This is a genomic window from Streptomyces xylophagus, assembly GCF_000716435.1.
GTDB lineage: Bacteria > Actinomycetota > Actinomycetes > Streptomycetales > Streptomycetaceae > Streptomyces > Streptomyces xylophagus.
In genome coordinates, this window is the sequence record NZ_JNWO01000048.1 from 1 (window position 1) to 18,170 (window position 18,170).

Genomic DNA, 18,170 nt, shown 5'->3' on the forward strand with positions numbered 1-18,170 from the left:
GATCCAGTGGTTGCCGAGGTCATTCAGTTGTCCGGCGAGTATCAGGTGGTGTGCCGTGTTCACCGTGTACCGCCGGCCTGTGCGGTCCCGGGCTCTTCGGATTCCAGGGCGGCGATTTCCCATCGGCCGGAGCGGGCCCGGAGGGTGAGCTCGTAGGCCAGTGGCCACCGCCCGCCCGCGTCCGCCGCGTCCATCTGCGCGAGGATGTGGACCTTCGTGCCGTCGCCCGGCACCTGCTCGGCGGCGGCTTGTTCGACGGCGGAGATCTGCTGGAGGGTGGCTGTCGTGTAGGGGGTGGGGGAGACGGCCGGCAGGTTGATGCCGGGTGCGAGGTAGCGGCTCGCCTCTCCGGTGCCGGTCAGGTAGGCGGCGAAGAACTCCTTGAGCGCTGACGTGAGGTCGCCGTCGGGGACGCTCACGCCGTACGGCGACGCGGGTACCTCGGCGCGGGCCGGGCCGGCCACCACGCCCGGCGCCCCGGTGACCGTGAACGAGGTGCCCGCACCGTCGATGGCAACCGGCACCGCGTAGTAGCGCACCGACCCGTCGGCGTACTGCGCGGCCACTGTCACCGACCACGCATCATCGTCGTGCTGCGCACTGCGCACGGCGACGACGGACTGTGGCGTCGACTGCGCACCCGTACCCGCGGCCGGTTCGGGCAACTCGACGTCCGGCGCGAGTGACTGCGCGAGCCGTGCTTGCGCACTCGTCGCGTCGTCGGCGCTGCTGCGCAGCCACGCACTGACGAACACCTGCGCATAACCTTCCGGGTCGGCGGAGGCCGCCACGGTGCGCACGGAGGTGGACTTGGCGGGGGTGGCCGCCTCGACCGTGGTGGGAGTGGAGGCGACGGCGACGGCCAGGGCGACGGGGCCGGCCGCGATGACGGTCCACACGGCCAGGCGTGAGAGGCGTACGCGGCGTCGCATCGTCTCGAGCCGGGCGCCGGCCGCTATCGGAGGAGCAGCCTCGCTCTCTGAGGCCTGCTTGCCAGGGGACATGGTCAAACTCCCAGGTCAGGAAGGGTTGTTGCTGACCTTGAGGAAACCCGCCGGCCCCGACCCGACCACCGACCACGAGACCCCGACCACGGTCACGATGGGGACACGAAGCCCGTGGTCGGGCTCATGGTCGGCCCGACCACCGGCCCGACCACGGGCTGACCGGGAAAAGGACGGCGCGGCCGTCCACGCTTCCGAACCGGGGCTGGGCGACCACACGCCCCATGGCCCCCACGCCGATGCGCAGACAGATGTCACCCGGACCTCGTGAGGCACCTGCGCAGTGCGCCGCCCGCACCCTGCGCAGGCGAAGATCAGATTCTCGGACCGGCGTTGCGCAGCCGCACCGCACATCGCGACTGCGCACGATCCTCGGCCGGTTGCGCAGCCCGGTTGCGCAACACCGCTTCGAGGCTGCGCAGTTGGGGTCCCGGTGCGATGGCGTGCCGGACTGAGTGCGTGGTCGGCCCGACCATGAGCCCGACCACGGCAGTCAGACGGCCGCGTTGCCGGATCGTGACCGGTGGTCGGGGCTCCTGGCCGCCGGTCTGGTCGGGGCCGGCGGATGAGCTGACGCCATGGCACACACGCACGACCGCGCACCCGGGCCCGCCACCCGCCCCATCCCGGCGGGCTCGGAGCGCTGCCCCGGACACCGCGCGCGGCCCACCCCGGAGACACCACGGTGAGCCGTTTCGGGGCGGGGGTCCGCCGGGGTGTGATGGCGGCCGATGGGTTCACGCAGATCGCCAACGGCCTGTTCCGGGACTCCCGGTTGTCCTACAGGGCGAAGGGGATCTTCGGATACGTCTCCACGCACCGGGACGGCTGGCAGGTCACTCTCGCCCACCTCGTCTCCGTGGGCCCCGACGGACGCGAGGCGGTCCGTGCCGGCCTGAGGGAACTGGAGCGGTACGGCTACCTCGTCCGCGAACGCCTGCGCCGCCCGGACGGCACCCTCGGCGAGGTCGTCTACTCGATCACCGACCACCCCGCCACCCTCGACATCGCCCTGCTGGAAGCCACCTCCGGCCCCGCGATCGAAGGCGGACACGACATCGGCTTCGGGGCGGGGGTCCGCCGGGGGGTGATGGCGGGCGGCCAGTTCACGCAGATCGCCAACGGTCTGTTCCGGGACGGCCGGTTGTCCTACAGGGCGAAGGGGATCTTCGGGTACGTCTCCACGCACCGGGACGGCTGGCAGGTCACGGTCGCCGAGCTGGTGCGGCGCGGCCGTGAAGGTGTCGATGCCGTCACCACGGGGCTCCACCAGCTGGAGCGGTACGGATTCCTCTGCCGCACCCGCGAGCGCCGTCCCGACGGCACGCTCGGTCCGGCGCTGTACGTCATCACCGACCTGCCCGCCCTGCACAACCCCAGCTCACGACCAGAGTCGGGTTTTCCAGGATTGGCTGAGCCTGTGTTGGCTGGTCCCGGCACTAAGAACACCATCGTTAAGAAGACCAACAGCCAGGACACCAGACCCCTCCGTCCGTGCGCCGACGCCGACGCCGACGCCGCGCGAACGACCGCTGCGGCCGGGAGGACGGGCACCCCGAAGGCGACGGCGTCTTCGGCATCCCTGCCGGCGGTGCCCGCGGCGGACGCCATGCATCCGGGGATCCAACTGCTGCTGGAGATCGGGGCTGTTCGTCCCGAGTTGTTGCTGACGGGGAAGGTGCTGACCGGTCAGGGCCGGGTGGCGAGCGTGATGCTGGAGGCCGGCTGGAGCCCCTCGCAGTTGCGTCACGTCATCGCCGGCCGGCCCCTGCCCCGCCCGGTGCGTACCTCGGTCGGGGCGATCGTCGCCGCCCGGCTCCGCGCCGCGCAGGCCTACCCGCCGCCCGTCACTGCCGCGGAGTACCACGTCACGCTCCCGTTCGAGGTGCCGCTCGCGACGGCGAACACCGCCCCCTCGTCGGCGGGATCCGCCGTCCGCACCGTGCCCGAAGCCCTCACCTACCGGGCTCTCGTGGAATGCGCGGGCTGCGGCGTACCCGCAACCGCCCTGGGCGAGGACCTCTGTCCGGCCTGCCTGGGCTGGCCGCTCTGCCGCACCTGCCCGGGCCCGACCCCACGGCGCGCCCGCCCCGACGGCGACGGCCGCTGCACGACGTGCGCCTCCGCCTCGACCAACCCGATGGAAGGAAGCACTCCATGACGGACCCGCTCCGCACGCCGTGCCCGGCCCCGGCACGCCTGCGGCCCTTCGCCGACAACCCGGCCCGCTGGGACGCGGAACGCTCCTGCGCCCTGCAGACGGGGCGGATCGCATGCGACACCGGATCCGCCGGCGTGGCCGGCGAGCCCTATCTGGTGCACGAGCGCACCGGCTGGGGCTGGCTGGCCTGGACGGTTCCCGCCGACGCCAGCATGCCCGAACGGCCTTTTCAGATCGGTGTGCTCCCGCCCCGCGCGACGTGGGCGGACCGTCTGGCGGTCCGCTGGCTCGCCCGGCGCCAGGCCGGCCGCATGGCCCTGCACGCCACGAGCCGCGGGTCGCTGCGGTACTTTGCCGTCGCGGTGGCCGTCATCGGATGCTTCGCCGCCGTCGACGCGATCGCCCGCGGAGTGCCCCTCGGTATCGCCGTGCCGGTCGCGCTGCTGGCCCCGCTGCTCGCCGATCATCTGCCCGACCGGCTCGACCTGCGCGCCCGACGGCGTGTCCGGGTCGTGCAAGGCGTAGCCGCGACCGGGTACCTGCAGCGCCTTGCCGCCTGGCACGCCGGTCTCCTCCAAGCCGCCGCCGTCAGCGACCGCCACGAGGTGCGCCGCTCGGTCGAGGTCGGCCGGCACCTGCTGTGGGACGCGGCCGGCCTGCTCCAGGCCCAGGACACCCGCTCGGCCTCGCCTCGGCTGATCGCCTGTGAGCGGCTGATGCTCCAACTCGCCGACCAGGCCGGCCAGTTCATCGAGCGCACAGCCACCGAGAACGGCGCAGCCGACGCGGACCGGGCCGACGCGGACCGGGCCCATGCGCCCGGGCGGCCCCGTGGCCCGTATCCCTCCGGGGGCCGGCCGGCGACGCCTGCGGCACCTCACCACGCGCACGGCACGTCACCCCTGAAGGGACTTCTCCCCATGGCGCAGATGGCGCAGAGCGAACCCGGCCCGGCCGCCCGCACGGCGGACGTCTACCTGCTCTTCGCGCACGAGCCGTACCATCCCGGCCCCGCAACCCGGGAGATCAACACCACCGTCGTTGCCGCCGGCTCTCTGCTCCACCCGCAGGTGCTCCAGCCCGACGGGGCCCGCATCCACCGTCTCCTCGTCCACGGACGGCAGCCGGGCGGGATCGTCCCGCTGTCCGCCCTCACCCACGAACTGGACGGCGGCGCCGGCTGGCCTGCCGTCGGCGACTGGGAGCGCGTCACCACCGACCTGGTGCAGCTCGCCCATTCCGGTGGCTGCGACGCTCTCAGCCTCGGCCTGCCCGAGATCACGCGCGCTCTCCTGTGCACCGGTCCGCACAGCCACGTGCGCGCCTACGACGCCGCAGCCGACGAGTTCATCGACTACGGACCCGCGGCACGGGCCGCCGCGCTGGCCGACGTCGGCACGCTCCTCGCCGGCCTCGTGGCCGAACGGGACCTGTGGCCGGGCGACGGTCTGCTCGCCCCGCTCGCGGCACGTCCGTGAGCCGGAACACGGAGCCGGATGCGGAACGTAGGCGCTGTGGGCCGGCCTGGTGATCCTGATTCTGCGGCTTCTGCAACACGCTTGTTGTCACCGGCGGTTCGTACGCCGGCTGCCGTCGTTCCGCTCGGCCGCTCAGGCAGCCCCGCTGCCATGAACAGCGAATCCGGCGCCGTCACGCCGGAGACCGGGCCGACCGGGACGGCTGTACCCCGGGTCATCGAGGAGGAAAGGCAGCACGCTCTCGAGCGGGCCGGTGACCTGCGCCGTGCCGGACTCATCGGGCTGCTCACCCAGCCTCGCGTCTTGGAGGCGTTACTCAGCCCCGAGTATCTACTGGTAAGGACTTTTTCCGTTCGCACGACTACAGAGCATGAGGATGTCGGTAACTTCGCGTACGGGGGCGGCTGTGCTGCTGGGGAGCGTCCTTACGCACGGGCTGTGGATCGCCCTTGGCTTGGTGGTCGCAACGGGGGTCGCTATGGCGACGTACTGCGTCTGTGCGGAGCGTGTTCGACGAAAGACCTTGATCGATTTGCTCCACGCGGCACCCAACGGAACCGTCATCGCACAAAAGGGCGGGCCAGGAGGACCGGAGATGTGGGTGCAGGTGGGGGAGGCCGCTGCTGATGCGGCAGAGCCGGTGAGCGGACCGGAACCCCAACTGCCGGTACCGCTTGGAGGCGGGGGGTGACAGGACGCATTCCTGCGGCGTGGCGTGCCGAACTCGAGACGTGCTACGTGCGGTGTGCGAAGGACGTCAACCGGCACGTCTTCTTACTGACCCGAGGCGACAGGGAGCTCACGGAAGATGTTGTGCAGGAAGCGTTCCAAGCGGCGGCCAGGGATTGGGGGCAAGTGCGAATATTCGGCGCCACGCGGCAGGTGGCCTGGCTTTGCCGTACGGCAACGCATATCGCCATTGACCACTTCCGACGCAACGAGACCGCACGACGCAAACAACCCGAGGTGCTGCGCTTTCACTACCAGCGGCCTGAGGCAGACACTCTTCATGAGGCGCTGACGGAGGCGGCGCTTGAGCATTGTTGGAGGGTGATCGAGCGCATGCCTCCGCAGCAGCACCTGGTGGCGCTGCTCCGTTGGAGGTGCGGATACCAGAACCGTGAGATTTCAAGGATGTTGGGCATGGCCGAGGGAACGGTCAGTGCCCACGTGTCAGCAGCACGCCGCACACTCAGAGGCGAGGCAGGTTCCTATCTGCCATTCGGAGCCGACGACCTGGAGGGAGGAACCAGTAATGACTGATCACGACTCCGGCGAGGACAGGACCGAGGCCATTGTCCAGAATCTCTACAACGCTCTGTCTCAAGTTACGGACCGGGCTGCTGATGCTGGGTTCGATCCCGCCGCTGGACTGGCTCGATTCAACGCCTGGCTGAGCGACCGGTCGCAGACGGGCTCCCCCGACCGGACGGAGACACTGGCCGCAGGAACTGAGAATGCCCGCACAGAAAGCAAGGAGCCTCTTCCGGCTGGGCCGCGCAGTCAGGCAGCGCGGCTCATCGCGGCGACCAGGTATGCGCTGGCGCAGAGCGGCGGGGTTTCGGCGGTGATGGCCGAGGTTTGGCAGGCACAGGCCCTCGCGCAGGCGATAGGCAGCCGCTTGGCCATCTCAGGCCCCCCCGAACTCCGGGCCAAGGCGCTTGGCCTGACCGAGCTGGCCGGCCGGGGCTGCGGCATCCTCGACACCCCCGCCCTCGACATCGGCACCATGCGCGCCACCCAGCTCACCGAGTTGGGCGACGCCCGCGAGACGCTCCTTGGCCTCTCTGCTCTTCTCGGCGAGGTCGGCATCGCCCTGGTCGGGACTGCCTGCGCGGTCGACGATGAGGGAATGTACTGGCAGTGCATGGAGGCAATCGACGCGGCGGACGAGTCCCGGGACCGGGTATCCGAGCTGCTGAGACTGCTTGCGGCCCAGGACCAGGAGGTTGTGAAGCGAGGGTCGGCGGCAGGCTAGGGATGGCATTTCCGCCCGCCGCGTCTCGGGATGCAGCGGCCCCTGCCAGCGAGAGACCGCAGGGCACCGTGATTCACCCCTCACCCGCCTGGTCTCGCTCCTGGCCGGCCGCAAAACCCGCCTGTGGCGGGCGGGTTTCGGCTGAAGCAGATCGAGGAGTTGGCGAGTGGTGGCCATCCGGTGCTGGGCGAGCGCGGACAGGAGCTGGAGGGGGAGCGGCTCGGCGGGCCTGGGGCCTGGGAGTGAACGGCGCAGCGGTGTCGGTGGAGGGGACTGGTGTTCCACTTCGTGGCAGGGGAGATGGGCGAGCACGCCAGATGCAGGGCGGCGGTGTCGATGCGGTACGCGATCAGTCGAACCAGATCACGATCCGCACATGTTCTGGGCCGTGCGGCTCGCCAAGCGTCCGCATCACGTCCCAGACTGACGCCCAGCGGGTCCCCACCCCGGCGACCCTGCTTCGGCTGAGCGTGGCGGACCGATCGGTCTCGTCCCAGTCGGCGGCTGCCAGCTCGGCCCATGTGATCCATGTCGTTCCGTGCACGTTCTGCGGCCCACCCCACGCGTCGAACGCGTCCCGCAGTCCGTTTGAGGCGTCCGCCGGCAGGCCGCGGTCCTCGGTCAGCGGCCGGAAACCGAAGGAGTTGCAGACGCCGAAGAGGCAGGCCAGGGCGTCATAGGCGTTGCCGGTGTCGAGGAGGAAGAGGTCAATGGCGGCGTGCCATACCGCGTCCTCGTCGTCTTTTCCCCAGGTCCGGGCCAAGGGTCTGCACTCGATCATTCCGCTCACGTCGGTGGACATGTCCGGCAGTCTGCCGAGAGACAGGCTCTTGCCTACCGGCGGCTAGGCCGTCCGTTCTGCGACCGACAGAAGCAAGGCGGTTACTGCGGGCCGGCTGGGCGCGGGTGGGGGGTGGGGGTGTGGGTCGGGTGGGTTGCGTGGCGGCCTACGCTGGGTAAATGCCTGCGGAGCGGGACGAGTTGGGGCGCGCAGGTATCTGCTCGGGGGTGAGGTGTGGTGGCGGCTGGGGCGATCCGGGGCGGCACGTTTGATCTGAAGGAGCTGTTCGGGCAGGCCCGTTATCAGATCGAGTACTACCAGCGGGAGTACGCGTGGTCGGCGCAGGACGTCAGCACGCTGGTGGAGGATCTGTTCGAGGCCTTCGAGACACTGCTGGGCCAGGGCCGGCTGCACAGCAGGGACGCGGAGGCGTTCTTCCTCGGCCCGTTCGTCTACGTTCAGCAGTCCGACAGTGAGCGGTTCCTGGTGGACGGCCAGCAGCGCTTCACCACGCTGCACCTGCTGTTCCTGCACCTGTTCAGGGCCGCGGTCGAGTGGGGGCAGCGCGACGCGGTGAGCAAACTGGAGCGGGTCATCACCGATTTCGGCCCCGGCAACCGCCTGATGTTCCGCCTGGACATCGACGAGCGCCAGGACGCGCTGGAGGCCCTCTACCGCGACCGGCCCTACGAACTCCCGCCGCAGGCCTCGCTGTCGGTGCGCAACCTGCACGAGCGCAGCCGGCAGATCGCCGATCTCCTGGAGGAGCGGCTGGAGGCGGAGCACTGTCCGCAGTTCGTGGACTGGCTGCTGTCGAAGGTTGTGCTGGTCGGTATCCGCGCACCCAGCCGCGACAGCGGTTTCCGCATCTTCGAGTCGATGAACGACCGCGGGGCCCGCCTGACCCCGGTCGACCTGGTCAAGAGCTTCCTGCTGTCGAACGCGCGCAGGGACGAGGAGAAACTCAACGAACAGTGGCGCCGCATGCTGGCCGAACTCACCAGCGTCCGCGACGACACCGACGCCCCCCGCACCTTCCTCAAAGCCGCTCTCCTGGCCCGCTACGCCGACCTCGACGGGGACAGCGACACCGGTGACGGGCCGGAGATCGACGCCGCGCTGCACATCTGGGTACGCAAGCACCGCGAGCGCATCGGACTGCGCCACCCGGATGACTACTTCCGCTTCGTCGAGGACCTGCTGCGGCTGGCCGGCCACCACCGCACCTTCCTCGAGGCCTGCAAACGCCCCTACCCCGACCAGGGACTGTCCGCGCTCTACTACAACGACACCAACGGCCTCGGCGGCCAGATGGCGATGATCCTGGCGGCGATCCGGCCGCACGACACGGACACGCCCGCCAAGCAGAAAGCGGCCCTGATCGCCAACTTCCTGGACCGCCTCTATGTCGAGCGCATCCTCAACGACGAACCCGTCCAGGCCAAGGACTTCCACCGCGACATCCACCGCCTCATCCCGCGCCTGCGCCGCTGCGCCACCACCGCGGACGTCGCCGGCGTGCTCTCGGCCGAACTGCCCGACACCGCCTTCCAGCAGGTCGTCACCTTCGGCATGCGCGGCAACACCAAGGCCCAGGTGCGCTACCTGTTGGCCCGGCTGACCGCCTACGTCGAAACAGGCCTGGGCAGAACCGACCTCAGCGCCGGCTACCTCGGCGCCGAGCGCCACTGGCAGATCGAGCACCTCTACGCCAACCACCCCGAACGCCACGTCCCCCACGACGCCCCCGACGAGGCCACCTTCCGCGCCTGGCGCGCCCGCCTGGGCGTGCTGGTCCTGCTGCGCCGCAGCGACAACGCCAGCTACAACGACCTGCCCCTGGAGACCAAACGCCGCCACTACGCCCGCGAAAACGCCCTGGCCGCGATCCTCGCCCCCGACTACCGCAAGAACCATCCCGCCCTGCGGCGGTTCATCGCGGCCAACGACATCGAAGGCCACTTCCGTGAACTGGGCAACGCCACGATGGGGCAGGCTGTCGAAATCCGCGGCGAACTCTACCGCCGCCTGTGCCTGCGCATCTGGGACCCCCACCGCCTCGGCCTGCACCCACCCGCCTTCCAGACACCCGCCGGCCCACCACCCCCGACCACGCCGGCCGCTGCGGCACCCGCCCCACGCCGCCGCCCGCTGCGCACCGACCTGGCCCGCCTGATGCGCCAGGACATCCTGGCACCCGGCACCCGCATCGAAGCCGACCACGCAGGCCGGCACCACACGGCCACCGTCGACGCCGACGGAGTCATCATCCTGCCCAGCGGCGACCGCTTCACCAGCGCGGACGAGGCCGGGAAAACCGTCTGCGGCACCCGCCGCTGCACCGGCATGACCTTCTGGCACATCACCACCGCCGAGGGCCTGCGGCTGTCCCTGCGCGACGTGCGCAACCAGGCCCAGCAGCAGGGGCGCCTCACCGCAGCCCGCACCAGATGAGGGGGCGACCTCGTCGTATCGGCCGCGGTGGTGCTGTGGCTGCCGGCAGGGACGTCGCCGGGGGAGGGGCGGGGAGGGGGACGTGTCCGCGCGCGTGCCGGGTTGGCGTGTGCTGCGGCCAGGGTCCGATGGGACGTCGGTCGGGGGCTGTTGCGGGCTTGCTGCCGCCGGATTCACGGGGAATGGGTACCACCCACCTCCGGCTTATCGCAGGAGCCCTGTTCCAGACGTATGCCGAGACCCCCACCACAGACAGGAGCGTGACACCGTGAAACGTGGCGACAGCGACTACGAAGCAGCTCTGGAAGCCGTCGTGGACATCCTCAAGGACCGGGCACGCAGCGGTTGCCAGCCGATGACCTACGGCGACCTGAGCGCGCAGCTCATCGCCGGCCGTCACGACGTTCCCGCCCACCAGGGCCCGGGGTTCTACAGGCTCGCCAGACGGCCGCCGTACGCCGCCAGTCGGAAGGGCGACAACGACACCATCTGGATCATGGAACTGGAGGCTCTCCGGCGGGAGTACCACGTGAGCTGACGCGTCGCATGAAGCTCCGGTGGCTGGCCCGCATATCTGACCGACGAGGACCCTCTTGGTCTGTCCTCTGTCACAACGAGGCGTGCTGCGTGCTTATAGAGGGGGAGCGCGGCGTGACGGACGCTGCCCGTGGACACAGGGGATGGGTATGGATCCCACGACGACGACGGCCGCGGCGGGGCTTGCCGCGGGTGGATACATCCTGCGTCTTGGCCAACGCTGGATCAGGTTCCGTGCACAGATCCGGCGTGCCGAACTCGACCAGCACGGACTGTCGGAGCGGACCCGGTCGCTGCCACCGGGCAGCAGGCTCATCGAGAAGACCGCGCATCACGACGTCGACATCGTGATCGGCGGCCAGGCGGCCGGCCGCAACCCGAGGTGATGCGCGCGATGACCATCGAACAGCCGCCCTCGCCCCTCCATACCACCACCGAACAGACACAGTCCGAGCCGCCGGTACCTTTCCAGCGAAATAACTTCAACGCCTTCTACACGCAGGAGATGAGCGCGGTCACGGTGTTCCTCATGCACCAGGGCGCCACCGCCTACGAAGCGGCCGACGCCGCCCACGAAGCCATCGCCAAACTCCTGCCGCACCTGTGGCGCACCCTGGACCACCCACGAACCTGGTTACGGGTCACCGCCCAACGCTGCTACTGGCGCCAGAGCACCACTCGTGCCGCTCCCACGGACCCCGTCCCGGACCGCCCGGGCGGCACCTGTCCCCTGGCCACCGTGGTCGTCTCCGAATTCCAGCAGACCGTCCTCGACGCCCTGAACCAACTGCCGCCCACCATGCGCACCGTCATGGCCTGGGACATCGACGGCTTCACCTACACCGAGATCGCCGAAGCCCTCACCATGAGCCCCGCCGCCGTACGACAGAACGTCAGCCGCGCCCGCAAGCGGCTGATCACTCTCCTCGACCTGTGACCACTGTCCTCTACCTCCACAAAGGGGGATGCACATGAACCGCCCCACCCATCGCACGCTCCGTGAGGGTGACGGGGGCAACGATCCCCAACAACTGCTGGACCAGGTCCTGACCCACCACCGCACGCATCTGACGAGCGCTGTCACCGCCGCCCTCGACACCGAAACAGGCAGCACCGCCCTCGCCCCGCTGCGCTGCGAACTCTTCCAAGGCCTCAAGCCGTTCAAGCTGGCCGCGCCCGTCAAACGCACGACCAGCACGCACACAGCCGACCCCGCTACTCCGCTTCCGGCCACCCGCCTTGAGGAAGTCCTCACCCGCCTTCGCGACATCAGGCTGATGGTGGAAAGGGTCCGCGCTCGCACCGGCCTGCCTCCCGACGTCCACACCAGGGCGCACACCGTGGCCACCGCACTGCAGCGGCTGCACGCCGGCCTGCAAGCACGCACCCTGGCTCATGACCAGGTCCACGCGCTGTTCAGGGAACTGGAGGAGCAATCCGCACACATCGGCACGTCGATGCTGCGACTGCACACCCAGCTGCCACGGCACACCGTCGAAGAATGGCTCCGGGCAACCAGTTCCCTCCAAGGCATCAAGACCACGGCTCTGCGCCTGTTCAGGAACGCCGACGACAACGTCACCACGCAGGGCTGACCTGGGTCGGCCTGGACAAACCGGCGATACCGTGCGGCGGTTGACGCGTTCACCCTCAGACGGCTCGGCCGGGGCCCCGCAGGGCCGCTGAACCCTGGGGCGCGTGCTGGCTGCTGGCGGCCGGTCAGATGGGTGGCGTGATGTGCGCGTATGGAGGAGCGTGCAGCAGCGTTGAGTTGAGGCGGTGTCAGTGGCCTTTGCTAGAAACGTAGTTCGGGGACTTACGCGACGGTCTCGGGGGTGCGGTGGTGTACAGGGACGGAACGATGAAGCCCGGAGTGAAGGCCGTGGTCGGTCTCATTGTGGCGATCACGCTCGCGCGTCTGTTATGGCAGTGGGTGAGAGGCACTGCAGTGCCCTGGGTCGGTGATCATCCGTGGGGGACTGGGTTCGTTTGTCTGGGCCTTGTCTTGCTGACCGCCACGCTGATCGACCGCTTCGGCCGGGGCGGCTACCGGTACGCGTACGGTGACGATGCGGTTCTGGAAGACGCCGATCCTTCCGGGCTGACCTATCGCATGCGGGAACTTGCTGCGATGACCCCGGCTGCATTCGAGCAGGCCTGTGCCGAGTTGTTGGCCCGTGATGGGTTTGTCCACTCGCGTCGTGTCGGAGGCGCCGGGGACCTGGGAGCCGATGTGGTGGCCTGGGATGGCCAGGGTCGGAAGTTGGTCTTGCAGTGCAAGCAGTACACGCGGCGACCGGTGGGCTCCAAGGAAGTGCAGACCTTTAACGGAACGGCTCGCCCAGAGCATGGAGCGCACCATCCCATCATGATCGGGCTGAGCGGTTTCACCCAGCCCGCGATCGCATTCGCAGCGCGGCATGCCATCGTTTTGGTCGGACGGCCGGAGCTGAAGCGCTGGGCTCACGGCACCCATCTCTACGACATCATCGAAGCTGAAGCCCTGGAGTGACTTGCCAGCCTGATGTGTACGCGAGGCGCTCAGCCCCGTGCTCCCAGGCGATGAGAGCACGGGGCCTCGGTGGTGGGAGACTATCTGTCGGCAAGAGCGGACCTGGCCCCGTCAGTGAAACCGCCGTGCCGGGTCAGGGGTGGAGGCCGTTGCGTGACGGAGTGCGGGCGGGCGGGGCGATCAGGGCGATCTCGTCGTTCGCCAAGGGGCGGGCTTCGTCCCAAAGGACGTCGAACTCTTTCGCATACACCTTGAAGAGGGGCCGGCTGTCACCTTTGATCTCCAGCGCCGGGCAGGATTCGGCGGGTGCGTGGTAGAGGTACGGGGTGGCGATGACGGTCTGGTCGAAGAGCGACACCATGACGTACTGGATGACACCGTCGAGGACACGTACCTGGAAGGCGTCGGGGTGGCCGGCACGTGTGACTTCTTCGGCGACGTTGTGGAAGAACCACAGTGATTCCATGTTGTGCGCAGATGTGGAGCCGCCCTTGTGCGGTTCGCTCTGTACCAGCTCGAGCAGGGAATTTCCGCTGCCGGTGACTGGGGCGTACAGCATGATGCGGTAGTGGCAGCCTCGGGCGGCCCCGGCAATAACGCTGTCCTGGAAATACTCGCGGTCTTTGACCCAGTTGTGCTGGGCGACACCGGACAGTGCGACCTCTCTGCTGGCAGAGGCCAGTAGATTCCTCCATTCATCGGGCGTTCCGTGACTGACGTTGCGCTCGCTTGCCCGCACCAGGCCGGCGTGCCGTAGTGCTTCGGCGGTAGTGAGCAGTTGGCTCAGTTCTGTGGCACGTTGCTGGATGGAGGCCACATCACGTGCGATGTTCTGCATGCCGGGGGTGAGCGGTTCACCTCCCACGAGGTCCCACAGCAGAGTCAGCACAGACGTGCTCAGAAGTACCACGCCGACGTTGATGAGGGTCTGGTTGCTCAGGGAGCCGTCCCCGGTGCGAGGGGCTATGAGAAGACAACAGAGTCCGAGGAGAGCGAATACGGTTCGGGCAAGCCCTGTTCGAGGCATCAGCCGTACCCCCACGTCTGGCATCGAGTGATGCTGGGTTTGACGCCTGGCACGGGAGCAGAGTTTCTGCGCTGAGTTGTGGAACGGATGCATGAGGTGCACCGGAGGGGCGCTCGACGCGGGCGTGCGCCGCGAGAAAAATGGAGAGCGGGCGCAGCGCGAGGGAATGCCGGTGGGCCGGCTGGTCCAGGCCTGGCGAAACCCGGCGGGAGCCGGTGCGGGGCCTGAGCCGGGCCGGTCCTGCGCGGGTTCCTCCTCGCCGGCCCGCGACGGCGGCTGACAGGTGCTGTTGCGGGCCGGGTCACGTGATCCCGGTCGCCGGGTGATGGTGCGTCAAGGGGCGGGGCGGAGCGTCGATTTCCTTCTCGGCTGCAGTGATGGGCGGTCGGAGGGCGGGTGCGGCTGGTGGCGGCGCACCGGACGGGTTGCGAGGCGGTGCGGTCCTCGGTGCAGCCGGGCCGGCCGCCCGGGGGAGCCGGGGGGCGGTGGCGTTGACGGCATTCCCGGAAGGGCGTTGACACGCTGTCGGTACTCGGCTTACGTTTGCTGTGTGTAGCCGCTTGGTTGCATGTTTTTGGGGGGCGGGCTTCATCGCGTGAGCGGTGGAAGCCGGGGAATTAACCCCAGGAGACATGCGGCGTGAAGCGGCTTGTTGCTTTTCCAGGGGGCTCAGTTCCTCGCGAGCCCGTCCTTCCTGACCGGGAAGGAACGGCGGTGCCCTCGCAGGTTGAGCCACCAGAAGAGAACTCTGTTGTTTCGGGTACCGCCCAGGAGCCCCCGGAAGAGCCCGATCACCGCACAGTCGATTTGATCGCGCTCGTGTGCATCCTGGCCGCCTGCACCGCGATCTGCCTGTCAGCCGGTACGGCGGCTCTTCAGGCAGTGATCGGCGCGGCCGGTATTTTGTTCGCCGCATGGCGGACACCACCGCGGGCCAGGCGAGAGCCGAGATCGGTCCGGCGCCGGCCGCCGCGTCGCCCCGGAACGTGAATGGACAGGGCTCTGGCTGTGACCGGTCAGGACACTCAAGCGCCAGAGGTCCGGCCGCGCCGACGTCAGTCTGGTGCGCAGGCGCTGTTCGTGCGCCGTACTCAGGTCTCGGTGGAGGAGGGCGGGGTGTGTTCGTCGGTCAGAAGGTAAGGCGCCCGGGCGAGGAATTCGCGGCGTCTTTGCTGCGTGTGGGCATCGGCTTGTGCGCGGGTCGGCTGGGGGACGCGGCCGGCCGGCCAGGGTTGCTCCGCAAGGAAGTGCAGGGCACGGGCGGCTCGCTCGAAGGGGTGTGGTGCTCCCGGGCGCGCGAGTTCTGTCCGTGCCTGGTGATGGGCCGTGGTGAGACTGCTCTCCACGCGTCGCAGTTGCATCGGGTCGATGATCGCCAGTGCGGGGTGTGGAGTGAAGGGGGGTGTTGCGGCCAGGCCGACGTGCGCGAAGTTCGAGACGACGAACAGTGGCTGGTTCCCTGCCGGATCGACGGCAGCGAGGGTGGCGGCCCAGTCCTGGTTGAGCAGCCAGGTGCGCAGGGCGTGGGCGAACGCGGTCGGGTCGGCGGGGTCTGCCTGCGTCGCGCCGAACCAGTTCACGAGGTCCCAGTACTCCTCCTCGGCATGCAGGGATGCCTCCCGCAGGTGGGGCAGTACCTGGTCGAGGAGTTCCGCCGGCAGGGCGAGGGGGAGCGGTGGCCGGTTGTCCACGCCGATGCGCAGGGTGAGAACGCCGTGTACCTGTCCGATCTCTGTGATGTCGGCGACCGTGTACCGCCGTTGTCCGGGTGCCGTCTGCCGGGCTGCCCGCAGCCTCTTGCCCTTGCCCACACGCTGCTCCTTCGGATGAATGCTCAGGTTGTCCCCGCCGAGTGCTGGCGGTGTGCCTGGTTCAACGAGTCCGGGCCGGGGCGGTGGCATCGCCGGAACGGGTGGGCGGGACAGGCCGGAGTTGCCGTTGCATCCGTCTGCGTTGTTCGGGTTCCGCTCAGGAATCCTCCAGGGGCCCGGTCCGGCCCAGTCGGCCTGATCGCGCTCGTGTGCATCCTGGCCGCCTGCACCGCCATCTGCCTGTCGGCCGGTGCGGCTGCTGTTCAGGCTGTGATCCGTCCGGCCGGAATGTCGGTCGCCGTGCGGACACCACTGCCGGCCGGATGTCCGGCTTCACCGGTGTCGATCCGGTGCGCAGGCGCTGCTCATCCTGTTTGACGTGATGATTGCGTCACTATATCATCGGGTGATGCTCTTCCCTACGCCGGATCTCACCGCCGCGGATCGTGAGGTCCTCGACCAGATCGACCGGATGCGCGCGGCCCTGCGGCACGACGTGCGCACTCCCACGAAGTGGACGGCCGGCCTGCGCAAGTTCCTCACCGCGGACGCGGTGGCGGCCTCGAATTCCATCGAGGGTTTCAAGGTGGCCACCGTGGACGTCGAGGACCTCCTGGAGGGCGAGAGCGAGGTCGACATCTCGCAGGAGAACCGGGAGGAGACCCTTGCCTACCAGCGGATGATGACCTACATCCAGACCCTCCACGACGTCGAGGACTTCTCCTACAGCAAGGGCCTGCTCAACGGACTCCACTGGATGCTGCAGGGACACCGGCACAGCGTCCGCCGGCCGGCAGGCCAGTGGCGCAAGGGCCCGGTCTACGTCACCGACGCCCGCGATCCCAGCATCGCCGCCTACACCGCCCCCGACGCCCCGCTCGTTGCCGCTCTGATGCAGGAACTCATCGACTGGCTCAACGACAGCGACAGCACACACGCCCTCGTGCGGGCCGCGATGGCCCACCTGCACCTGGTCTCCATCCACCCCTGGGCCGACGGCAACGGCCGCATGTCCCGCTCCCTGCAGACCCTCATGATCGCCAGAGAAGGAGTCCTCGCACCCGAGTTCTCCTCCATCGAGAGCTGGCTGGGACGGCCGGGCAACACCTGGGAGTACTACCGCGAACTGGGCGACCGGGGCAGCCAGTACCAGCCCGATCAGGACGTTTCCGGCTGGATCAGATTCAACCTCACCGCCTACCACCAGCAGGCCCAGACCGTCCAGGGCCGCCTCGCCCGCTCAGGCCGCGTCTGGAGCCGTCTGGCAGCCTTCGCCGCCGGCCGCGGCCTGGACGAGCGCACCGTCACCGCCCTCCACGACGTGGCCATGGCCGGACGCGTACGCCGCTCCCGCTACCAAAATGGCGAAGCTCTTAGCCTCCAGCAGGCCCAACGTGACCTGCGTGACCTCACGGCCGCAGACATCCTTCAGCCCGTCGGCCGCACCCGCGCCCGCTACTACACCGCAGGCCGCGCATTCCCGCAGGACGCCCTCGACATCGCGCAGACTCCTATGACCCTGACACGCCCTTACCGCGACTGACCCCTCCCGCGCCCGGGCGCGGGAGCAGACATCGGGATCCTTGTCCCTGCCGCAGCACGGTGGCAGGTCTTCATGGGCTTGCGGATGAGAACCGTGGTGCGGATGCACGGGATCGGGCAGACGCCCGCTGTGCAACGTGCCGCCGGTCCGGTGGCGATGAACTCCTCCTGCTGCGTGCCCCGTTCGGGGGTAACGGAGGACGGGTGTCCTGGATCAGCCGGTGTCTGGATCGTCGGGTTCCTGAAGGAGGCGTGCTGCGAGGTCGTCGGCCCATTCCACGGCCCAGGTGCGCAGAGAGGTGATGGTGGCCTCGTCGAGGCCGTAGGCGGCGAAGGCCTCGTCGTCGGTCCACTCGGCACCCGCGAGATTGGCTTGCAGGTCCTCCCTTTCGAAGCGGCCCCGGGCGTGTCGGCGGCCGAATTCCTCAAGGTCGGCGGTGCTCCATCGCTGGGACGCCGCGAATACGTCGATCAGGTCGCGGGGTGCACCGCGGTCGCCGAGGGCGCGGACTTTGGTTCCGATCACGTCTTCCTCCGCGAGGACGGGCCCGTAGGGGCTCTGGGCAATGGGGCGCCAGAAGATCTCTTTGAGGATGTCGACCTCGCAGTCCTGCCCGGTGACCGGGTCGGTCACAGTGAAGCGGGCGGACAGCGGAGCGGTCTCCAGCGACTGCACCTGCCAGCCCCGTGCTTCCAGGCCGGCACGCAGTGTGGCCGCGATGTCGGCCATGGGAGCCGGGTTTTCGGTGGCTACGTCGAGGTCCTGGCTGGGGCGGTTCACGAGGCGGTGTGCCCGCACGGCGTATCCGCCGGTGAGGACCAGTGGATAGGGGGAGCCGAGGTCGATCACATCCGCCAGGAGCCGGGTGTGCAACTGCGGCATGT

The 18,170-nt window shown here is 69.1% G+C and carries 18 protein-coding genes; 13 read left to right on the forward strand and 5 right to left on the reverse strand.

The window, feature by feature from the left end; translation table 11 throughout:
* Positions 1-59: 59 nt before the first annotated feature.
* The gene (locus OO70_RS48360; RefSeq protein WP_043687363.1) at positions 60-1,004 is read right to left on the reverse strand and encodes a conjugal transfer protein; all 945 of its coding nucleotides are present in this window, start codon (positions 1,002-1,004) and stop codon (positions 60-62) included.
* A 685-nt stretch (positions 1,005-1,689) separates the two neighbouring features.
* On the opposite strand from OO70_RS48360, the gene OO70_RS51615 reads away from it, so the two are divergent.
* The 5 genes from OO70_RS51615 (at position 1,690) to OO70_RS56755 (ending at position 6,867) form a co-directional block, all read left to right on the forward strand.
* Positions 1,690-3,165, forward strand: coding sequence for a hypothetical protein (locus OO70_RS51615; protein ID WP_051742416.1), 1,476 nt, complete (start codon positions 1,690-1,692; stop codon positions 3,163-3,165).
* The gene (locus OO70_RS56460; RefSeq protein ID WP_234337129.1) at positions 3,162-4,643 is read left to right on the forward strand and encodes a hypothetical protein; all 1,482 of its coding nucleotides are present in this window, start codon (positions 3,162-3,164) and stop codon (positions 4,641-4,643) included. The genes OO70_RS51615 and OO70_RS56460 overlap by 4 nt, the downstream gene beginning before the upstream one ends.
* A 687-nt stretch (positions 4,644-5,330) precedes the next feature.
* Positions 5,331-5,906 (forward strand): RNA polymerase sigma factor, encoded by a 576-nt coding sequence (locus OO70_RS53370; protein ID WP_078651886.1) that lies wholly within the window; start codon positions 5,331-5,333, stop codon positions 5,904-5,906.
* Between the two features lie 175 nt (positions 5,907-6,081).
* Complete coding sequence (locus tag OO70_RS48375) at positions 6,082-6,621, forward strand: DUF6099 family protein (protein WP_407702899.1); 540 nt, start codon at positions 6,082-6,084, stop codon at positions 6,619-6,621.
* A gap of 123 nt (positions 6,622-6,744) precedes the next feature.
* Positions 6,745-6,867: a hypothetical protein gene (locus OO70_RS56755; protein ID WP_267881264.1), complete on the forward strand. Its 123-nt coding sequence runs from the start codon at positions 6,745-6,747 to the stop codon at positions 6,865-6,867.
* A gap of 103 nt (positions 6,868-6,970) precedes the next feature.
* Here OO70_RS56755 and OO70_RS48380 read toward each other — a convergent pair whose 3' ends face one another.
* Positions 6,971-7,423, reverse strand: coding sequence for a hypothetical protein (locus OO70_RS48380; RefSeq protein WP_043687368.1), 453 nt, complete (start codon positions 7,421-7,423; stop codon positions 6,971-6,973).
* 216 nt (positions 7,424-7,639) lie between these two features.
* On the opposite strand from OO70_RS48380, the gene OO70_RS48385 reads away from it, so the two are divergent.
* The 6 genes from OO70_RS48385 to OO70_RS48410 all read left to right on the forward strand — a co-directional run bounded on the left by OO70_RS48385 (position 7,640) and on the right by OO70_RS48410 (position 12,905).
* Positions 7,640-9,856 (forward strand): GmrSD restriction endonuclease domain-containing protein, encoded by a 2,217-nt coding sequence (locus OO70_RS48385; protein WP_043687372.1) that lies wholly within the window; start codon positions 7,640-7,642, stop codon positions 9,854-9,856.
* 268 nt (positions 9,857-10,124) lie between these two features.
* Positions 10,125-10,394, forward strand: a complete 270-nt coding sequence (locus OO70_RS48390) for a hypothetical protein (RefSeq protein WP_043687376.1) — start codon at positions 10,125-10,127, stop codon at positions 10,392-10,394.
* 148 nt (positions 10,395-10,542) lie between these two features.
* Positions 10,543-10,779 carry a hypothetical protein gene (locus OO70_RS48395; RefSeq protein ID WP_158711650.1) on the forward strand — a complete coding sequence of 79 codons (237 nt, stop codon included), beginning with the start codon at positions 10,543-10,545 and terminating at the stop codon, positions 10,777-10,779.
* 8 nt (positions 10,780-10,787) lie between these two features.
* Positions 10,788-11,330 carry an RNA polymerase sigma factor gene (locus OO70_RS48400; RefSeq protein WP_043687382.1) on the forward strand — a complete coding sequence of 181 codons (543 nt, stop codon included), beginning with the start codon at positions 10,788-10,790 and terminating at the stop codon, positions 11,328-11,330.
* Positions 11,331-11,364: 34 nt separating this feature from the next.
* Entirely contained in the window at positions 11,365-11,988 is a 624-nt protein-coding gene (locus OO70_RS48405) for a hypothetical protein (RefSeq protein ID WP_043687385.1), read from the forward strand.
* A 266-nt stretch (positions 11,989-12,254) separates the two neighbouring features.
* The gene (locus tag OO70_RS48410; RefSeq protein WP_043687388.1) at positions 12,255-12,905 is read left to right on the forward strand and encodes a restriction endonuclease; all 651 of its coding nucleotides are present in this window, start codon (positions 12,255-12,257) and stop codon (positions 12,903-12,905) included.
* A 133-nt stretch (positions 12,906-13,038) separates the two neighbouring features.
* Here OO70_RS48410 and OO70_RS48415 read toward each other — a convergent pair whose 3' ends face one another.
* Positions 13,039-13,794 carry a hypothetical protein gene (locus OO70_RS48415; protein WP_043687393.1) on the reverse strand — a complete coding sequence of 252 codons (756 nt, stop codon included), beginning with the start codon at positions 13,792-13,794 and terminating at the stop codon, positions 13,039-13,041.
* Between the two features lie 229 nt (positions 13,795-14,023).
* On the opposite strand from OO70_RS48415, the gene OO70_RS55090 reads away from it, so the two are divergent.
* The gene (locus tag OO70_RS55090) at positions 14,024-14,212 is read left to right on the forward strand and encodes a hypothetical protein (protein WP_158711651.1); all 189 of its coding nucleotides are present in this window, start codon (positions 14,024-14,026) and stop codon (positions 14,210-14,212) included.
* 811 nt (positions 14,213-15,023) lie between these two features.
* On the opposite strand, the gene OO70_RS48420 is transcribed toward OO70_RS55090, so the two are convergent.
* Complete coding sequence (locus tag OO70_RS48420) at positions 15,024-15,743, reverse strand: hypothetical protein (protein ID WP_043687396.1); 720 nt, start codon at positions 15,741-15,743, stop codon at positions 15,024-15,026.
* Between the two features lie 409 nt (positions 15,744-16,152).
* Here OO70_RS48420 and OO70_RS48425 point away from each other — a divergent pair, with 409 nt between their 5' ends.
* Positions 16,153-17,286, forward strand: a complete 1,134-nt coding sequence (locus OO70_RS48425) for a Fic family protein (RefSeq protein ID WP_043687398.1) — start codon at positions 16,153-16,155, stop codon at positions 17,284-17,286.
* A gap of 213 nt (positions 17,287-17,499) precedes the next feature.
* Here the strand turns inward: OO70_RS48425 and OO70_RS48430 are convergent, their stop codons facing one another.
* Complete coding sequence (locus OO70_RS48430) at positions 17,500-18,168, reverse strand: nucleotidyl transferase AbiEii/AbiGii toxin family protein (RefSeq protein WP_043687400.1); 669 nt, start codon at positions 18,166-18,168, stop codon at positions 17,500-17,502.
* Between the last annotated feature and the right edge of the window lie 2 nt (positions 18,169-18,170).